This window comes from Nocardioides silvaticus, from assembly GCF_003160695.1.
Taxonomy (GTDB): Bacteria; Actinomycetota; Actinomycetes; order Propionibacteriales; family Nocardioidaceae; genus Nocardioides; species Nocardioides silvaticus.
Map to the genome: position 1 here is coordinate 1 of NZ_QGDD01000001.1, position 17,755 is coordinate 17,755.

Consider the following 17,755-nt stretch of genomic DNA (forward strand, 5'->3'; position numbering starts at 1 on the left):
CGTCGCTCTTCGTCCTCGAGGCGTTTGGCTTCCTCGGCCTCGGCGATGTCGGGGGCCACGAGCTCCAGGATCCGCCGCCCGAGCCTGCGGAGGTCGCGGGGACGGAAGTCCTTGCAGTAGTCGACCAACTGCTGCTCGGCCTTCGCCACGAGCTCGGGATCGAGATTGGCCGGTAAAGCGTCCAAGGCGTGCACGACCACTTGTGCTTGGTCGGCGGACACGGCGCCGTCGGCCATGCCGGCGGCGACCTTCCCCCACCTCCGGTCGAGTGCTTCGGCGAGGCGGGCATCGGCATGGCCGTGGTTGAAGTCGGTCAGGGTCAGGGTGGAGAGCCAGGCGCCGAGGTCACGGGCCCCGGAACGCGACGCGGTGTCCTGGGCTGCTACTACCACCCGCAGCCGTGCCTCGGCCACCATCGCTTCGAGCTCGGCGAGCTCGCGGACCGCTGCTTCCTGGTCGGCCGGGGACATGAACACCGGCTGGACGTCGCGGACGTCCTTGAACGCGGCCTTCGCGGTCGCGGCGGCAGCACGGATCGGATGGAGGGCGGTGTGCTCGCTCATCCGGACTCCCAGGCTGCTACGGGTCCGGTGGCCTGGTGCCGGGGTGTCCTAGATCTGAGTCTCGTGGACGGCTGGTCGAGGGGTTCGACGTACGTCGATCGTACACCAGTTCGACTCAAGATGGAAGGGTCGAACGCGGCGAATTGCACGAAAGTACGGCGGTTTCTTGGCTTGCGGGGTCTCGATACGTCCTCGCGCCAGAGCGCTCGGACTACTCGACCCCCGGACTACACCGCAGCAGACCCGAAGGCCGGCGGCGGCGCCCAGCCCCGCACCCCCTCCCTCCCGTCCAAAGCCCTTTCGGTCGCGACCACCCACAGCTGCAAGGCCGCAGGCATCGCACCGCGTCTCGATACGGCCTCGCGCCAGAGCGCTCGGCCTACTCGACGACCAAGGGGCGGCAGAGCGCTCGGCCTACTCGACGAACAAGGGGCGGCAGAGCGCTCGGCCTATTCGACGACCGAGGGGCGCCAGAGCGCTGGGCCTACTCGACCACCGACGACGAGTCCGTAAGCCGGCGGCGGTGCGCAACCACCCGCGCCCTCGCTCCCGTCCAAAGCCCTTTCGGTCGCTACCACCCGCAGCCGCAAGGCCGCAGGGATCACACCGCGTCTCGATACGGCCTCGCGCCAGAGCGCTCGGCCTACTCGACGACCGATAGCGACCGATCCGCTCGGCCTACTCGACGACCGAAGAGCGACCGAAGCGCTCGGCCTACTCGACGACCGAAGAGCGACCGAAGCGCTCGGCCTACTCGACGACCGACGCCGACGGCGACGGCGACGACCGATCGGCCACCCGCGACCGCTAGCCTCGGCCACACCATGGCCACGATCTTCCACCTCGCCCTTGCGTCCGACTGGGCGGCGGCGAACGAGGTGGGGGTGTACACGATCTCCACGAGGGGCCGCACGCTGGCGGAGGAGGGGTTCATCCACGCGAGCAGGGGTGACCAGTGGCCGAAGGTGCGGGAGCTGTTCTACAGCGACGTGACGGAGCCGATGGTGCTGCTGCAGATCGACACCGACCTGCTCGACGTGCCGGTGGTCGAGGAGCCGCCGGCGCCGGGGGTGGCGGAGACGTTCCCGCACATCTACGGGCCGCTCCCGGTGGAGGCGGTGGTGAAGGTGCTCCCGATGCCCGCCCGCGGCGCCGCGACCAGCGACCCGCCGGCAGCGACGGGTCCCTCGGAGCCGTTCGGCACGCTCTACCTGCGCGAGATGTTCTTCAACGTGACGCTCGTGGTCCTGATCCTGGCCGCGACCGCGATCGGCCTCTGTATCGGAGGAGCGATCGGCGAGGAGGTGCCGGCGCTGGTCGGACTGGTCGCCGGCGCGCTCGTCGGCCTCGCCCTCGCCCGGTGGCTCTACGTCAGGCGGCACCACTGACGAGGGAGGCCACCTCGTCGGCACAGCCCCAGCTCAGCGTGACGCCGGCGCCGCCGAGCCCGTAGCAGTGCACGACGTCGCCCTCGCGCTCGAGGCGGATCGACGGTCGCGCGGGCCTCAGGCCGACCCGGTGGGCGAGCACCTTCGTCCCGGCCAGCGCGGGGACGAGCGCGGTGGCCCGGGTCAGGATGTCCTCGGCGGTGGCGGGGTCCGGGGTTCGGTTCCACTCGTCGTGCTCCTCGGTGCCGCCGACGACGATCTCGTCGGTCCGCGGTACGACGTAGGTCGGGCGGTCGCCCTCGGTCGCCAGCCACCACTCGTCGAGCCCGACCTGCTCGAGCACGACCACCTGGCCACGGACGGGGACGACGGTGTGATCGGCGGCCAGCAGCCGGGCGCCGAGCCCCGCGCAGTCGACGACGACCTCGGCTCCGGCCTCGTGGAGGTCCGGGAGACCGCCCAGGTTGAGGCGGGTGACGGTGCCGCCGAGCTCACCGAGCCGGCCGACCAACCAGTCCAGGTAGGCCGGCATGTCGACGACCGGGGCGTGGAACGACCAGCCGTCCACGTAGCCACGGGGCAGGCCGTCGGTCGGCGTGAGCCGTCGCAGCGACGGCACCGCCTCGCGCCACCACGGGTCGGCGGTCGTCGACCGGAAGAGCTCGGTGCCGGTGAGCATCCGGACCCCGGTCGCGGGGTCGACGGCGAGCTCGGCGAACCGGCTGTAGGACCGCGCCGCCCAAGCAGTGACCCGGTCCTGGGGCAGCGCCAGGTAGGGGTACCAGAGGGCCGCAGCCACGACCGACGTGGTCTCGCGCGGCAGGTCCCGCGCGACCACGTCGACCCGGTGACCGTCCTCGGCCAGGCGCACGGCACTGGTCAGGCCGGCGACGCCGGCCCCGACGACGATGACCCTGGCCACTGTCCCGACCGGCGGCTCAGGCGCCGGCCGCCGGCGGCGCCGTCGGGTCGGCGCCTGCGTCACCCTGCTCGCGGGCGACGTACTCCTCGATGTCGTTGAGGTCGTGCTGGCTGCGGGTGACGATCGCGAGCAGGTCGTTCATCGTCGCGACCTCCTCGACCTGCTCCTTGATGAACCACTGCATGAACTGCTCGGAGGCGAAGTCGTTCTCCTCGCGGGCGATCCGCAGCAGGCCGTTGATCTGCTCCGTGACCCGCTTCTCCTGGTCGAGCGCGAGCTTGATCGGAGCGATCACGTCGGCGAAGTCGGAGACCGGCGCCTCGACTCCGGGGATGCGCACCTCGGCGTCGGTGTCGAGGAGGTACTGCACCATCATCATCGCGTGCTCGCGTTCCTCCAGCGCCTGGTTGTAGAAGAACGCCGCGGTCTGCGGCATGGTCAGCGCGTCGTAGTACACCGCGCAGGCGAGGTACTGGTTGTGCGCGGCGAACTCGTTGCCGATCTGGGCGTTGAGCTGGTCGGTGAACCGGGGTGCAGCCATGGCCGAAAGCGTAGTGGGAGACGCGGACGTCGTACGACGCGGCGTCACGCCGCCTTCTTCAGGGCCTTCTTGGACGCCTTCTTGCCGTTCTTGACCTTCACCAGGACCCGCTTCTTGACGGTGTAGCCGTCCGGCAGGGTCCCTTCCTTCAGCATCCGCAGCGGGCAGCGGTCGCACTTCTTCTTCGACGCGCAGCACTCCGTCTTCGGCAGCTTGCGCGCCGTCGGCTTCTTGCCCTTGCCCACGGTCCGAGGGTAGAGGCCGCAGGGAAGGCTTGCCTATGTCGGGTTCAGCACCTGGACCCCACAGCCGCGGCCCGTAGGCTGCCGGGGTGATCGAGATCTGGTTGAACCCCGCCTGCTCGAAGTGCCGCACGGCCGTCGGCGAGCTGGACGCGTCGGGCAAGGAGTACGTCGTCCGCCGCTACCTCGAGCAGCCGCCGACGGTCGCCGAGCTCGAGGACGTGCTGGCCCGGCTCGGTCTGGAGCCGTGGGACATCACCCGCACCGCGGACGCCGCGAGGCTCGGTGTCACCCTGCCGGCCAAGGACGCCGCTCACCGGCACGCGTGGCTGGAGGCGATGGTCGACCAGCCCAGGCTGATCCAGCGCCCGATCATCACCGCGACCGACGGCACCACCGTCATCGGCCGCGACCCCGCCTCGGTCGCACGGGTGATCGACGCGGGCTGACGGTCGTCCGCGTCAGGACAGACCGTTGGCCTTGCGGATCACCTCGACGATGCCGCCCATGATCTCGGTCAGCCCGTAGTCCTTCGGCGTGTAGACCGCAGCCACACCGAGCTCGCGCAGCCGTCGGCCGTCGGAGTCGGGGATGATGCCGCCGACGATCACCGGCACGTCGCTCATCCCTGCGGCCTGCAGGCCCTCGAGCACGCTCGGCACCAGCTCCATGTGGGAGCCGGACAGGATCGAGAGACCGACGCAGTGGACGTCCTCGGCCACGGCGGCCGCGACGATCTGCTCCGGGGTGAGCCGGATGCCCTGGTAGATGACCTCGAACCCCGCGTCCCGAGCGCGTACGGCGACCTGCTCGGCGCCGTTCGAGTGCCCATCGAGGCCCGGCTTGCCCACGAGCAGCCGCAGCCGGCCGCCGCTGTGGCCGGCCAGCTCCTCGCCGGTGCGCTTGACGGCCTCGCGGACCGCGGTGAGCTCCGCGCCCGCCTCGGCGACACCGACCGCGCCGCTCACCCCGGTGGGTGCGCGGAACTCCCCGAAGACCTCGCGCAGGGTGCCGGCCCACTCCCCCGTGGTCACGCCGGCCCGGGCGGCGGCCAGGGTCGCGGTCATCAGGTTGACGCCGCTCTTGGCGTCCTCGGCGAGCTTCGCCAGTGCCTCGGCGACCTCGGTGTCGTCGCGCTGCTCCTTCCACGCCTCGAGCGAGGCGAGCGCGGACTTCTCGGCCTCCGGGTCGGCAGCCATGATCGCGGAGTCCAGGTCGGCGGTCAGCGGGCTCTGCTCGGTCGTCTCGAACTTGTTGACGCCGACGATGACCTCCTCGCCGGCCTCGATCCGCCCGCGGCGGGCGGCGTGCGCGGAGACCAGCTCCTGCTTCATGTAGCCGGAGTCGACCGCGGCGATGGCGCCGCCCATCGCCTGGACCCGGTCGATCTCGGCCTTCGCGCCCTCGACCAGCTCCGCGACCTTCGCCTCGATCACGTGCGAGCCGTCGAAGATGTCGTCGTACTCCAACAGGTCCGACTCGAACGCGAGCACCTGCTGCAGCCGCAGCGACCACTGCTGGTCCCAGGGGCGGGGCAGGCCGAGCGCCTCGTTCCAGGCCGGCAGCTGGACGGCGCGGGCGCGCGCGTTCTTCGACAGCGTCACCCCGAGCATCTCGAGCACGATCCGCTGCACGTTGTTCTCGGGCTGGGCCTCGGTGAGGCCGAGCGAGTTCACCTGCACGCCGTAGCGGAACCGGCGCATCTTCGGGTCCTTCACGCCGTACCGCTCGCGGGTGATCTCGTCCCAGAGCTGGGTGAAGGCGCGCATCTTGCACGTCTCCTCGATGAACCGGACACCGGCGTTGACGAAGAACGAGATCCGGCCGACGACCTTCTCGAAGTCCGCCTCGTCGACCTGGCCGGAGTTCTTCACCTGGTCCAGCACGGCGATCGCGGTGCACAGCGCGTAGGCGAGCTCCTGCGTCGGCGTCGCGCCGGCCTCCTGCAGGTGGTAGCTGCAGATGTTGATCGGGTTCCACTTCGGGATCTGGTGGACCGTGTAGGCGATCATGTCGGCGATCAGCCGCAGCGAGTGCTCGGGCGGGAACACGTAGGTGCCCCGCGAGAGGTACTCCTTGATGATGTCGTTCTGGGTGGTCCCCGCGAGCTGGGCCGCCACCTCGTCGGGCGAGGCGTCGGGGTTCTGCTCCTCCGCGACCACCTGGTACATCGCGAGCAGCCACATGGCGGTCGCGTTGATCGTCATCGAGGTGTTCATCTCGGCGAGCGGGATGTCCTTGAAGAGCTTCCGCATCTCGCCGAGGTGCGGCACCGGCACACCGACCTTGCCGACCTCGCCGCGCGCGAGCGGGCTGTCGGGGTCGTAGCCGGTCTGCGTCGGCAGGTCGAAGGCCACCGACAGGCCGGTCTGGCCCTTGGCCAGGTTGGTGCGGTACAGCGCGTTCGACGCCTCGGCCGTGGAGTGACCGGCGTAGGTGCGCATCACCCACGGACGGTCCTTCTGGGGCAGGGCGGCGCCCTTCGACTCAGACTCGCTCATAACGCGAAGCCTAGGGCCGTTGCTACCCCCAGGTAACTCCCCGGACATGTGGGGTTTCCGACACGGATCAAGCCGGAACGGCGGCCCGCTCGACCTCGAAGAAGCGGATCAGGTGGCTCAGGTGGAGCATGCGCAGCACGGCCGGGCCGGCCCCGCGCAGGACGATCCGCTGGCCGTCGTTGAGGGCGACCCGGCTGGCCATCGCGAGCACCCGGAGCGCGGTGAGGTCGATGGTCTCGACGTCGTAGACGTCGAGGACGACCGCGCCGGCGTCGTTGCGGCGCAGATGGTCGTAGACGGCGTTGCGGATCTCGCCGGTGCTCCGGACGTCGAGGTCTCCGCTCAGCACCAGCGTCGGGCCGTCGGCGATGATCTGCACGTCCTACCCCTCCCGCTCGGGCGTCTTCCCGAGAACGCTTTCGACTCTCTTACCCACCATGACGCCGGACAGTCCGAAACGGTTGCATCCGGAGCGAAGTTCGTTTCGGTGTGTCGCCGGTCACACTGCGTCCAGCCGTAGGCTCGGCCCATGGTCAACCTCACCCGCATCTACACCCGCACCGGCGATGCCGGTGAGACCCGGCTCGGCGACATGAGCGTCACGACGAAGACCGATCCGCGGCTGGAGGCCTACGCCGACGTCGACGAGGCCAACGCCCACCTGGGCGTGGCGCTCGCGGCCGGCGGGCTCGACGACGACGTCGTCGACGTGCTGGTGCACGTGCAGAACGACCTGTTCGACGTGGGCGCCGACTTCTGCAACCCGGTGAGCGAGAACCCGGAGTACCCGCCGCTGCGGATCGAGCAGGAGTACGTCGACCGGCTCGAGGCCTGGTGCGACCACTACAACGCGCTCGTGCCGAACCTGCGCTCGTTCATCCTCAACGGCGGCACGCCGGCCGCGTCCCACCTGCACGTCGCCCGGACGGTGGTCCGCCGCGCGGAGCGGGCGGCCTGGGCGGCGTACGCCGTGCACGGGGAGACCATGAACAAGCTCGCGATCACCTACCTGAACCGGCTCTCCGACCTGGTGTTCATCCTCGCCCGCTACGCCAACCGCGAGAACGGCGACGTGCTCTGGGTCCCGGGCGGCGAGAGAGGCAAGTGAGCCGGCTCGCCGCCTTCGTCGTCACGAGCGCGCTGCTGCTCGGCACCGCCGCCTGCGGGGGCGAGGACGACGAGCCGGCGCGCCGTGAGCCGCCGTCCGTCGCCGAGCTCGACGACCAGCTCGGCAGCGACCGGCCGGAGAAGCAGGAGCCCCTGCCCAGCGCTCCCCCGCTGACCGAGGAGTTCGTCCCGCCCGAGAGCGCGCCCGAGCTGGGCGCCCGGCTCGGCCGCGCCGAGGACCTCGCCCGCGACCCGGCCACCGAGGAAGCGGTCCGCGCGGCGGCGGCGTTCGAGACCCAGCTGCTCTACCGCCAGCTCGCACGGACACCGCAGTGGGAGCGCCGCGCCCGCGCCGCCGTACCGCCGCGCTACCGGGCCGACCTCGACGCTCACCTCACCGCCCGCCGCTCCCTGCGCAGCGTGCTGACGACGCTGTCCGCCGAGCTGCCCGCCTGGGAGATCGTCGAGCCGGCGCCGACCGCCGACCTGCGCCGCTTCTACCGCGAGGGCGAGCGCGTCCACGGTGTCGCCTGGGAGCTGCTCGCCGCGATCAACCTGGTCGAGACCGGGTTCGGCAAGATCCGCGGGCTGTCGTCGGCGGGCGCGCAGGGGCCGATGCAGTTCATCCCCTCGACCTGGGCGGCGTACGGCGAGGGCGACGTCACCGACCCCCACGACGCGATCCTCGGCGCGGCCAACTACCTCGCCGCCAACGGTGGCGGCACCGGCACCACCACCGGGCCCGGCGTCGAGAACGCGCTCTACCGGTACAACAACCACCCGGGCTACGTCGACGGCATCCTCGCCTACGCGTCGGTCCTCGAGCGTGACCCGCGCGCGCTCCACGGCCTGGTGCGGTGGCAGATCGTCTACCTGTCGACGATCGGCGACCTGTGGCTGCCCGTCGGCTACCGCGAGACCGCGCCGGTGCCGGTGCGGGCCTACGTGCGGCAGCATCCCGAGCGGCACCTCGGCACCGACACCCGCTGACCCGGCTCAGAACCCGTAGCGGGCGCGCAGGTCGGTCAGCCAGTCGGTGACGATCGGCGTCCCCCACGCCGCCGACTGCGCGAGCGCCGCGTCGGCGTGGGTGGTGGCCTCGTCGGGCCGCCCGCAGGCCGCCAGCGCGAGGGCGAGGTAGGCGTCGACCGGCGCCATCGCGATCGCCACGCCGACCACGCACGGCCGTCCCGACCACGGCTGCAGGTGTCGACGGGCCGCTTCGGCGAGGTCGGCGTCGCCGAGGTAGGCAGCCAGCTCGGCACCGTGGCACCAGACCAGCGGCGAGACGTTCGACTCCGCCTCCGGCGGTGGTCCCGCCTCCGCGTAGGTGCGCCGGGCGGCGTCCTCGTCGCCCGCCCGCCACTGGCACACGGCGAGGGTCATCGCGAACGGCGCACCCATCTCGAGGAATGCCTGCAACGGCGCGACGGCCTCGGCCGGACGGTCCCGCCAGTACGCGATGGCGACCCGGGCGATCTCGAGCGACCCGGCGACCGAGTCGTGGTCGAGGTCCTCGGCCAGGGCCACCAGGTGCTCCAGACCCGCCTCACACTCCTCCCACGCACCGGCCAGCGCCCACCAGGAGATCCGGACGCCGGTGAGCACCAGGTCGCCGTACGCGATCCGGAGGCGGCGGGCGTCGGCGAGGGTCTCCTCGACCTGCTCGAACATCTCCGGGACCCGACCGACCTCGCCGAGGGTGCCCGCCCTGAGCGTCCCGCAGACGACGAGGGCGCGCTCGTCGCGGATCTCGCGGGCGATCTCCAGCGCCTCGGTGATCCGCTCCAGCCGGCGCTCGGCCGTCGACGGCAGCCATTCCATGTGCGCGACCTGGTGGGCGGCCATCACCAGCGTCGGCGCGTCGAGCCGCCGCGCCATCGCCAGCGCCTCGTCCGCCCAGCGCGCCTTGCCGGCGTCGTCCTCGGCCTCGACCGCGAGCCCCAGCATCACCCTGCAGCGCAGCTCGCTGTCGACGGCCGGCAGCCGGTCCAGGCTCTGCTCGAGAGCGCCGACGACGACGTCGTTGCGCTCGCCGTCAGGGGCCGACCGCCAGAGCACGCCCGTCGAGACGGCGACAGCGGCCCGGGCGACCCGGTCCGCGTCGTCGAGCTCGTGGCCGGCGGCGATCGCCTCCTCGGCCACCCGCACCAGGTCGCCCTGCCGACCGGCCCAGCGGTAGCTCTCGGCCTGGTCCATCAGGACCTCGAACCGGTCCGCGACGGTCGCGGCCGGGTCCGCCGCCATGCTGGCGACCGCCCCGTCCAGCAGGCTGGCGGCCCGGTCGTGGTCGTGCAACCGTCGCGCGAGTGCCGCGGCGGCCACGGCGGAGCGCCAGGCGCGGCCGGCGTACGACGGGCCGGCCTCCAGCCAGTGCTGCGCCTCCTCCGACTCACGGCCCGGCTCGCGCGAGAGCGCCTCCGCGATCCGGGCGTGCACGCGAGCCTTGCGGCTGGCGCCGATGCTCTCCCGGAGCCGGTCGCGCACCAGCGCGTGGGTGAACAGGTAGTGGTCGACCCCGTGCTCGCGCAGCAGTCCCGCGGCCTGGGCGGGCTCGACGACGTCGAGCGCGTCGTCCTCGTCGATCCGCGCCGCCAGCGCGAGCGTGCCGAGGTCGAAACGGCGACCGAGGACAGCGGCGAACCGCAGCGCCGACACCGTCTCCTCCGGCAGCCGGGACAGGCGCCGGTCGATCACGTCCCCCACCGCCACCGGCATCTCGCCCGCCGCCAGGTCCACGCCCCCACCGCGCCCGGCCGCGAGCCGGGCCAGCTCGACGAGGAAGAACGGGTTGCCGTCGGTGCGCTGCACCAGCAGGTCGCCGTCGGCGGGCCCGACGCCCCTGCCGGTGACGGCCTCGAAGACCGTGCCGGCCGCGCGCTGGGGCAGGCCCTCCAGGTCGAGCCGCAGCGCGTGCGCCCGCGCGAACGTCTCGGTCAGGTCGGCCAGCGGTCCGCTCGGCGGCGGGTGAGCGCGCCAGGCGCCGACGACGAGCAGCCGCTCCGTGCTCGCCGACTCCACCAGCATCCGGAGCACGCGGAGGGTCGGCGGGTCAGCCCAGTGCAGGTCGTCCATCAGCAGTGCCACCGGCTCGTCACGAGCGGCGTCCAGCACCGTGGCGACGATCCGCTCCCACGCCCGGAACCGGCTTCCCTCGTCGGCTCCGGCCTCGCCGACCAGGCCGAGCAGGTCCACCCCGATCCCCTCGAGGACCGCCTGCCAGGCCCACAACGGCGGCGCGCCCTCGTCCTGCGCGCACCGGCCGTGCAGCACCCGCACACCCCGGCGCCGGGCCTGCAGCAGCATCTCGCCGGCGAGCCGCGACTTGCCGATGCCGGGCTCCCCGGTGATCACCGCGTACGACGGCTGCCCGCCCTCCGCCGCCGCCACCGCGTTCATCAGGGCCGCCAGCTCCGCGTCGCGGCCCACCATCGGCCAGGGCGCGACCTGCTCCTGCGCAGCGCTCCGTCCGGGGGCCGCTACGTCACCCGGCGGCACCGGCGCAGCCTGCGCGACCGGCGCGACCGCCGCAGGCGCCGCTGCAGCTGCCGGTGCGGCGGACGCCGGTGGCACCCATGCCAGTGCTTCGTCCTGCCGCAGCACGGCCGTCTGCAGCTCCCGCACGGCGGGCGACGGCTCGAGCCCCAGCTCCTCGTCGAGCACGTCGCGCAACGTCGTCAGGACCGCTAGGGCATCGGCCTGGCGGCCGGAGCGGAACAGCGCGACCGCGCGCAGCTCCCACAGCCGCTCCCGCAGCGGGTGCGCTCCGGTCAGCGCCTCGAGCTCGGCCGTCACCGTCGCGTGGTCTCCCAGCGCGAGCGCCGCGACGGCACGGTCCTCGACCGCGAGCAGCCGGAGCTCCTCCAGCCGGGCGCGCTCGGCGACGGCGGCGTCGGCGTCACCGAGCTCGGCGTACGGCGTGCCCCGCCACTGCCGCAGCGCCGCGTCCAGCCGGGCGCGCTCGGCCTCGATCGTCGCCGCGTCCAGGGCCGCGGGCCCCCAGCCACCGAGGGGCTGGAGCGCCCGGTGGGCGCGGCTCACCGCCTGCTCGAACCGGTGGGCGTCGACCTGCTCGTCCGGCACCCGGAGGGCGTAGCCGGGCGAGGCGGTGACCAGCACCGATGCCGGCGTGCGCGGCGCCCGGTCCGGTTCCAGGGCCCGCCGCAGCCCCGAGACGTAGCTCTGCAGCGTCCCGGCATAGCCCGGCGGCGCCGTCTCTCCCCAGAGCGCGTCGACGATCGCGTCGACGGAGACCGGCCAACCGTGCGCGAGTGCGAGCACGGCGACCAGCGCGCGCTGCTTGAGCGTCCCTAGGTCGACCGGCACGCCGTCCCGGCGGACCTCGACAGCTCCGAGGACGGACAACTGCACGGCCGCAGCCTACGGACCACCGGCACCCGGCTCGGGGGTTTTCGCCAACCCGCTCCGGCCGGCGCCCAGCCGACCCCAAGTCGATCCCAAGTGGTCCGACGCATCGTCTGCTCGTCAACCGAGATCCGAGGAGAACCCCGATGACCATCGAGAGCGACCAGCTCCCCACCACCCGCCCCACCGACACCATCGCCGCCGGGCACGCGCTCCGCGGCCTGCTCGGCGGCCGCGTCCACCTTCCTGGCGACCCGCAGTACGACGCCGCCCGCCTGCCGTGGAACGTCGCTGTGGACCAGCGTCCCGCCGCGGTCGCGCTGCCGCGGTCGGCCAGCGAGGTCGCCACCGTCGTCCGCGTCGCAGCCGAGGCCGGCCTCCGGGTCGCGCCGCAGAGCACCGGCCACAACGCCCGCCCGCTCGCCGAGCAGGGCCTCGACGACGTCGTCATCGTGAGGACGTCCGAGATGAACACCGTCGTCGCGGACCCGGCCCGCGGCGTCGTCCGGGTCGAGGGTGGCGCGACCTGGGAGCCCGCGGTCCTCGCCGCGGCCGCCCACGGGAAAGCCGTCCTGCACGGCTCCTCCCCCGACGTCGGCATCGCCGGCTACTCCCTGGGCGGCGGCATCGGCTGGTACGCCCGCAAGCTGGGGCTCGCCACCAACAGCCTCACCGCGGTCGAGCTCGTCGTCGCCGACGGCACGCTGGTCCGCGCCGACGCGACCCGCAACGCCGAGCTGTTCTGGGCGCTCCGCGGCGGGGGCGGCAGCTTCGGCGTCGTCACCGCGCTCGAGTTCCGGATGTACGACATCCAGGACGCGTACGCCGGGTTCCTCCTGTGGGACCTGGCCGACGTCGAGCCCGTCCTGCGCACCTGGGCGGCGTGGGCCCCCGGCGCCCCGGAGGAGATCACGACTGCGTTCCGGGCGCTCCGCTTCCCGCCCATCCCGGAGGTCCCGCCGTTCCTCGCCGGCCGGGCCGTCGCGATGATCGACGGCGCGGTGCTCGGGTCGGACGAGCGCGGTGCGGAGCTGCTCGCGCCCCTGCGGGCACTCGGGCCCGAGCTCGACACCTTCGGCCGGATGCCGGCCAAGGCCCTCGACCGGCTGCACCTCGACCCCGAGGGCGGCGCTCCCGCCGTCTCCGGCTCCAGCATGCTGGCCGAGCTTCCCGACGCGGCCGTCGACGCCTGGCTGGAGCAGGCCGGCCCGGACGCGACGACCTCGCTCAACATCGTCGAGCTCCGCCAGCTCGGCGGTGCGCTCGCCCGCCCCCACGAGGGCGGCGGCGTGCTGTCGTACCTCGACGGCGGCTTCGCGACGCTCAACCTCGCGATGGCGCCGACGCCGGAGACCGCCGAGCAGGGCGAGAAGGACGCCGCGCAGGTCACCGAGGCGCTGGCGCCGTACGCCAACGGCCGGCAGTACCTCAACTTCGCCGAGAGCCTCACCGACGCCAGCACCGGCTACCGCCCCGACGCGTGGCGGCAGCTGGTCGGCATCCGCAGCGCCGTCGACCCGCACGGCCTGTTCCTGGCCAACCACCGGGTGCCGCGGCTCTTCGAGGACGGTGGGCCCACGGCCTGAGGACTGCGGACCGGCGGCCTGTGGAGGACGGGTCGAGGTGTCGTCCCCGCGTGCCACGATGGACGGGCCGTGGACGTCCTTGCCTCACTCACCGACGACTTCCTCGAGGAGCACTTCGCCCCCGAGACGATCGAGCGCGCCCTGGGCTACCTCGATCGTCTCGACGGGCCGCCCACCCTCCAGCGGCTCAGCGAGGGGTCGGTGACGGCGACCGCGTTCGTCCACGGCTCGGCACCCACGGCCTACCACGTCCAGCTGCACTGCGAGGTCGGACGGCCGAGCGGCCGCAGCCGCAGCCACACCCGCGGCTGGATCTTCAGCCTGTGCACCTGTCCGGTCCGCAACATGTGCAAGCACGGCGCCGCGGTCGCGCTGAGCATCCGCGAGGGCCACACCACCGGCGAGCGGGTGCCGGAGTGGGAGCGGCGGCTCGGCACGCTCGTCGAGGACCTGGCGCGCACCGCCGACCGCGAGGTCGAGCGCTTCCCGCTCGCCCTCCAGGTCACCCTCGACGAGCGGCGCATCCACTCCTACCGTGACGGCGGCGGCCCCACGGTCGGCCTCCGCCCGCTGCGGCCCGGCGCCAAGCAGGCCTGGATCAAGTCCGGTGCCGACTGGTCCGACATCCCCGGGGCGGTGCTCGCCCGCAGCCTGCTGCCCGAGCAGGCCGACGCGATCGGCGCGCTGCACACCGAGCTCACCCGGCACCGCGGCTACCACGCGCCCGGGACGATCCCGACGCTCGCCCAGTTCGGCCCGCACCTCCCGCGCCTGCTCCGGGCCGCCGAGGCGGCCGGCGTCGAGCTGCTGCCGGCCGCGCCGCTCACCGAGGTCACGGTGCTCGAGAAGCCGGTCGGGCTGGCGGCCGAGGTCACGAGCGACGGCGAGCAGGCCCGGCTGACCCTCGGCGTCGACCTCGACGGCGAGCTCTGGCGCGGCGATCGGGTGCTGCTGACCGACCACAACCGGGTGGTCGCGCTGCTCGACGGCGGCCGGCTCCGCATCGCCGACCTGGAGCGCGACGTGCCGACCGTCGCGCGGCGGCTGATCGAGGACGACCCGCTAGAGGTGCCGGTCGGCGAGCTCGACGCGCTGCGCGGCCGGCTGGCCGCCCTGCTGCGCCACCTGGCCATCCGCTCCCCCGACGGCTCCGTCGACGTCCCGGCCCCGGTGCGGCCGACGCTGCTGGTCACCGTGGTCTGGCGCAGCGCGACGGCGGCCGACCTCACCTGGGAGTGGCGCTACGACGACGCGCACCGCTGCGGGTTGGACGCCCGCGACCTCCTCGACGGACTGCGCGACCGGTCGGCCGAGGCCACGATCCGCGCGACGGTGTCCACCGACCTGCTCGGCCGCCGCTCCGTCCGCGACGGCGACGCGCTCTCGCTCGCGATCCACGACCTGCCCCACCTGCGCGAGCTGCCCGACGTCGCGGTCGTCGAGGACCAGCGGCCCGACTTCCGCGAGGCCGTCTCCGCACCGGAGATCACGTTCGAGGTGCTCGAGCCCGACGAGGAGGCCGACGACGGGCGCACCGACTGGCTCGACCTCGCCGTGACGGTCAGCGTCGAGGGTGAGCGGATACCGCTGCCCGACGTGCTCGCGGCGCTCACCCTCGACCGCGAGTTCCTCGTGCTGCCGAGCGGGTTGTTCATCACCACCGACCGGCCGGAGTTCGACCGGCTGCGCGAGGTGGTGGCCGCCGCGGCGGAGCTCCGCGAGCGCGACGGCGACCGGATCGGCGTCGGCACCCACGACCTGGGACTGTGGGCGCAGCTCGCCGAGACCGGCATCGTCGACGCCCAGGCGGGCGAGTGGGTCGCGCGGGCCCGGGCGCTGCGCGACCTGGTCGAGATCCCGCGGCCCGAGCCGGTCGGGCTCACCACCCGGCTGCGGTCCTACCAACGCGAGGGCTTCTGGTGGCTCGCCTTCCTCTGGGAGCACGGTCTCGGCGGCATCCTCGCCGACGACATGGGGCTCGGGAAGACGCTCCAGGTGCTCGCGCTGGTCCGGCACGCGCGCGAGCGGCGGCCCGACGACGGGCCGTTCCTCGTGGTGGCGCCGACGAGCGTGGTCACCGCATGGGCGCACGAGGCGGCGCAGCACGCGCCGGACCTGCGCATCGGCGTGTGCGGCCGTCGCACCGACGACGTCGCGGCGATCGCCGCCGAGAGCGACCTGGTCGTGACGACCTACACCGTGCTCCGGCTGGCGCACGCCCGCTACGCGGAGGTGGACTGGGGCGGGTTGGTGCTCGACGAGGCGCAGCAGGTGAAGAACCACCAGAGCAAGACCTACGCCGCGGTGCGCACCGTCGACGCGCCGTTCAAGCTCGCGGTCACCGGCACCCCGTTCGAGAACCGGCTGATGGAGCTGTGGGCGCTGCTGTCGATCACGGTCCCCGGCCTCTACCCCTGGCCGCGCCTCTTCAACGAGAGGGTCGCCCGACCGGTCGAGCGGGGCGGCGACCAGCAGGCGCTCGCGCGGTTCCGAGCCCGGATCCGGCCGTTCCTCCTCCGTCGGACCAAGGAGCTGGTCGCCGCCGACCTGCCGCCGAAGCAGGAGCAGGTCCTCGACGTCGCGCTCGAGCCGCGCCACCGCAAGATCTACGACACCCACCTGGCCAAGGAGCGGCAGCGGATCCTCGGCCTGGTCGAGGACTTCGACCGCAACCGGGTCGCCATCTTCAGCGCCCTCACCACACTGCGCCAGCTCTCCCTCGACCCCGGTCTGGTCGACCCCGCCCACGACGCGGTCGGGTCCGCCAAGCTCGACCTCCTCGTCGACCACCTCGAGGAGATCACCGCCGAGGGCCACCGCGCCTTGGTCTTCAGCCAGTTCACGTCCTTCCTCGGCCGGGTCCGCGACCGGCTCGCCGCCGAGGACATCGGCGCCACCTACCTCGACGGCTCCACCCGCGACCGGGCCGGCGTCATCGAGGAGTTCCGCTCCGGCGGCGCCCCGGTCTTCCTCATCTCGCTCAAGGCAGGCGGCGTCGGCCTCACCCTGACCGAGGCCGACTACGTCTTCGTCCTCGATCCCTGGTGGAACCCCGCCGCCGAGGCCCAGGCCGTCGACCGCGCCCACCGCATCGGCCAGACCGCCCACGTCCACGTCTACCGGCTGGTCGCCACCGACACGATCGAGGAGAAGGTGATGGAGCTCAAGGGCCGCAAGGCCGAGCTCTTCGCCCAGGTCATCGACGGCGAGGGCGTCATGTCGCTCGGCATCGACGCGGACGACATTAGAGGGTTGTTTGACGAGTAGCGGACGTACGTCGGTCGCCGTGAAGGTCGCAGCCGGCGGCGAAGGGGCGCTGCGCGCGGCTTGTCGACCTCGTCCCGCGGCTGCCGTGGGCGGGCCGACCTTCGGGTTGACCTACCAATGAGCGCCGACGGCCACGCCGCACACGGGGTCGATCACCCCGCGGCCGGCTCGTGGGCGGCCGCTCGATGCCGGAGCGGGAGGGTCGCGCCGGCGGGGCGTGGATGGGTCTGGCTTCGTCATCCAGCACCGCGGGAGCGCAGCGACCGCGCTGCTGGAGGACGGATGTGGTTGCCCCGCCGGCGCGAGCCCTCACGCGCAGGCCTCACGGCCGTCCAGGAGCCGACAGCAAGCCGCGCAGCGAACATCCGCGCAGCGAATCTCGCGTCAGCGCGAGTTCCAGTCCGACCCCGGCGGCTTCGCCTCGAGCCAGGCCTGGAAGCCGGTGAGCGAGGCGGGGCTCATGGCGAGCTCGACGTCGCCGGCGCGGGAGGCGCACCGGATGACGACGTGGTCGGGGTAGAGCGAGGCCTGCTCGGCCCCGATGGGCTCGCGACGGCCGTCGTACGACAGCTGGTCGCGCTCCCACACCCGCTTCGGCCGCGGCGAGAGGGTGAAGATGCGGAACCACTCGAGCTTCTCGCCGGAGTAGCGCCCCATGCCGAGCACCCAGCCACGGCCGCCCTCGTCAGCGGTCAGCCGGTGGCTCAGCTCGAAGGTGCCGCCGTGGCGGGCGAGGACCCGCCTCCGGACCACCAGGCCGATGCCGAAGGCCAGCAGCAGGAGCAGCACGATGCCCGACACGTCGAGCAGCCACTCCCACCACGCCATCGATGTCGGCTAGTGGCTCGAGGTGAGGGAGCCGCCGGAGACCTTCTCCGCAGCCCGGATCCGCGCCTCCGCACGGCGGATGCGCCGCTCGGCCTCGTCGTTGGAACCCAGCAGGCCGCGCGCCTCCTCGAGCTCCGCCTTCGCCTTGTCGACGTGGATGTCGTCGCCCAGGTCGATGTGCTCGGAGAGGACCGAGACCCGGTTGTTGGCCACCGAGAGGAAGCCGCCGTCGACGGCCGCCACGACCACGTCCTCGGTGCCGTCGACCTGGATCTCGACCACCGCCGGCGCCAGCAGCGACAGCGTCGGCGCGTGGTCACGCAGCACGCCGACGTCGCCCTCCGTCGTCCGCGCGATCACCATGGCGGCGTCGCCCGACCACACCGTGCGGTCGGCGGCGACCAGCTCGACGTGCAGCGCTTCCGCGCCCGCTCGGTCGGCCATG

General features: G+C 73.1%; 15 protein-coding genes. 6 read left to right on the plus strand and 9 right to left on the minus strand.

Annotation, left to right across the window (positions count from 1 at the left end; all coding sequences use genetic code 11):
* Positions 1–563: DUF222 domain-containing protein (locus DJ010_RS00005; protein WP_146207198.1), on the minus strand; the 563-nt coding region annotated here is incomplete at its 3' end.
* A gap of 824 nt (positions 564–1,387) precedes the next feature.
* On the opposite strand from DJ010_RS00005, the gene DJ010_RS00010 reads away from it, so the two are divergent.
* Complete coding sequence (locus DJ010_RS00010) at positions 1,388–1,951, plus strand: DUF952 domain-containing protein (protein ID WP_109691599.1); 564 nt, start codon at positions 1,388–1,390, stop codon at positions 1,949–1,951.
* On the opposite strand, the gene DJ010_RS00015 is transcribed toward DJ010_RS00010, so the two are convergent.
* The 3 genes from DJ010_RS00015 to DJ010_RS00025 are packed head-to-tail and all read right to left on the minus strand — an operon-like array spanning position 1,935 to position 3,659.
* A complete protein-coding gene (locus DJ010_RS00015) occupies positions 1,935–2,873 on the minus strand; it encodes an FAD-dependent oxidoreductase (RefSeq protein ID WP_109692431.1) in 939 nt (312 codons plus the stop codon). The genes DJ010_RS00010 and DJ010_RS00015 overlap by 17 nt on opposite strands.
* Positions 2,874–2,889: 16 nt before the next feature.
* Positions 2,890–3,414: a ferritin gene (locus DJ010_RS00020; protein WP_109691600.1), complete on the minus strand. Its 525-nt coding sequence runs from the start codon at positions 3,412–3,414 to the stop codon at positions 2,890–2,892.
* Positions 3,415–3,458: 44 nt separating this feature from the next.
* Positions 3,459–3,659 carry a hypothetical protein gene (locus tag DJ010_RS00025; RefSeq protein WP_109691601.1) on the minus strand — a complete coding sequence of 67 codons (201 nt, stop codon included), beginning with the start codon at positions 3,657–3,659 and terminating at the stop codon, positions 3,459–3,461.
* 86 nt (positions 3,660–3,745) lie between these two features.
* Between DJ010_RS00025 and DJ010_RS00030 the strand changes: the two genes are divergently transcribed.
* On the plus strand, positions 3,746–4,105 hold the full coding sequence (locus tag DJ010_RS00030; protein ID WP_245927109.1) for an ArsC/Spx/MgsR family protein: 360 nt from the start codon (positions 3,746–3,748) through the stop codon (positions 4,103–4,105).
* 12 nt (positions 4,106–4,117) lie between these two features.
* On the opposite strand, the gene DJ010_RS00035 is transcribed toward DJ010_RS00030, so the two are convergent.
* Both DJ010_RS00035 and DJ010_RS00040 read right to left on the minus strand, forming a co-directional pair.
* Positions 4,118–6,157, minus strand: coding sequence for a protein meaA (locus tag DJ010_RS00035; RefSeq protein ID WP_109691602.1), 2,040 nt, complete (start codon positions 6,155–6,157; stop codon positions 4,118–4,120).
* Positions 6,158–6,224: 67 nt separating this feature from the next.
* Positions 6,225–6,536 carry an STAS domain-containing protein gene (locus DJ010_RS00040; RefSeq protein WP_109691603.1) on the minus strand — a complete coding sequence of 104 codons (312 nt, stop codon included), beginning with the start codon at positions 6,534–6,536 and terminating at the stop codon, positions 6,225–6,227.
* Positions 6,537–6,686: 150 nt separating this feature from the next.
* On the opposite strand from DJ010_RS00040, the gene DJ010_RS00045 reads away from it, so the two are divergent.
* Positions 6,687–7,265 carry a cob(I)yrinic acid a,c-diamide adenosyltransferase gene (locus DJ010_RS00045; protein ID WP_109691604.1) on the plus strand — a complete coding sequence of 193 codons (579 nt, stop codon included), beginning with the start codon at positions 6,687–6,689 and terminating at the stop codon, positions 7,263–7,265.
* The gene (locus DJ010_RS00050) at positions 7,262–8,254 is read left to right on the plus strand and encodes a lytic transglycosylase domain-containing protein (RefSeq protein ID WP_109691605.1); all 993 of its coding nucleotides are present in this window, start codon (positions 7,262–7,264) and stop codon (positions 8,252–8,254) included. Before DJ010_RS00045 ends, DJ010_RS00050 begins: the two co-directional genes overlap by 4 nt.
* 6 nt (positions 8,255–8,260) lie before the next feature.
* Here the strand turns inward: DJ010_RS00050 and DJ010_RS00055 are convergent, their stop codons facing one another.
* On the minus strand, positions 8,261–11,635 hold the full coding sequence (locus DJ010_RS00055; protein ID WP_109691606.1) for an ATP-binding protein: 3,375 nt from the start codon (positions 11,633–11,635) through the stop codon (positions 8,261–8,263).
* 140 nt (positions 11,636–11,775) lie between these two features.
* Between DJ010_RS00055 and DJ010_RS00060 the strand changes: the two genes are divergently transcribed.
* Together DJ010_RS00060 and DJ010_RS00065 are read left to right on the plus strand one after the other, a co-directional pair.
* Positions 11,776–13,215 carry an FAD-binding oxidoreductase gene (locus tag DJ010_RS00060; protein ID WP_109691607.1) on the plus strand — a complete coding sequence of 480 codons (1,440 nt, stop codon included), beginning with the start codon at positions 11,776–11,778 and terminating at the stop codon, positions 13,213–13,215.
* Positions 13,216–13,284: 69 nt separating this feature from the next.
* On the plus strand, positions 13,285–16,482 hold the full coding sequence (locus tag DJ010_RS00065) for a DEAD/DEAH box helicase (protein WP_109691608.1): 3,198 nt from the start codon (positions 13,285–13,287) through the stop codon (positions 16,480–16,482).
* A 384-nt stretch (positions 16,483–16,866) separates the two neighbouring features.
* On the opposite strand, the gene DJ010_RS00070 is transcribed toward DJ010_RS00065, so the two are convergent.
* Both DJ010_RS00070 and DJ010_RS00075 read right to left on the minus strand, forming a co-directional pair.
* The gene (locus DJ010_RS00070; RefSeq protein WP_109691609.1) at positions 16,867–17,310 is read right to left on the minus strand and encodes a DUF2550 domain-containing protein; all 444 of its coding nucleotides are present in this window, start codon (positions 17,308–17,310) and stop codon (positions 16,867–16,869) included.
* A 9-nt stretch (positions 17,311–17,319) separates the two neighbouring features.
* Complete coding sequence (locus tag DJ010_RS00075) at positions 17,320–17,754, minus strand: F0F1 ATP synthase subunit epsilon (protein ID WP_109691610.1); 435 nt, start codon at positions 17,752–17,754, stop codon at positions 17,320–17,322.
* Position 17,755 lies beyond the last annotated feature (1 nt).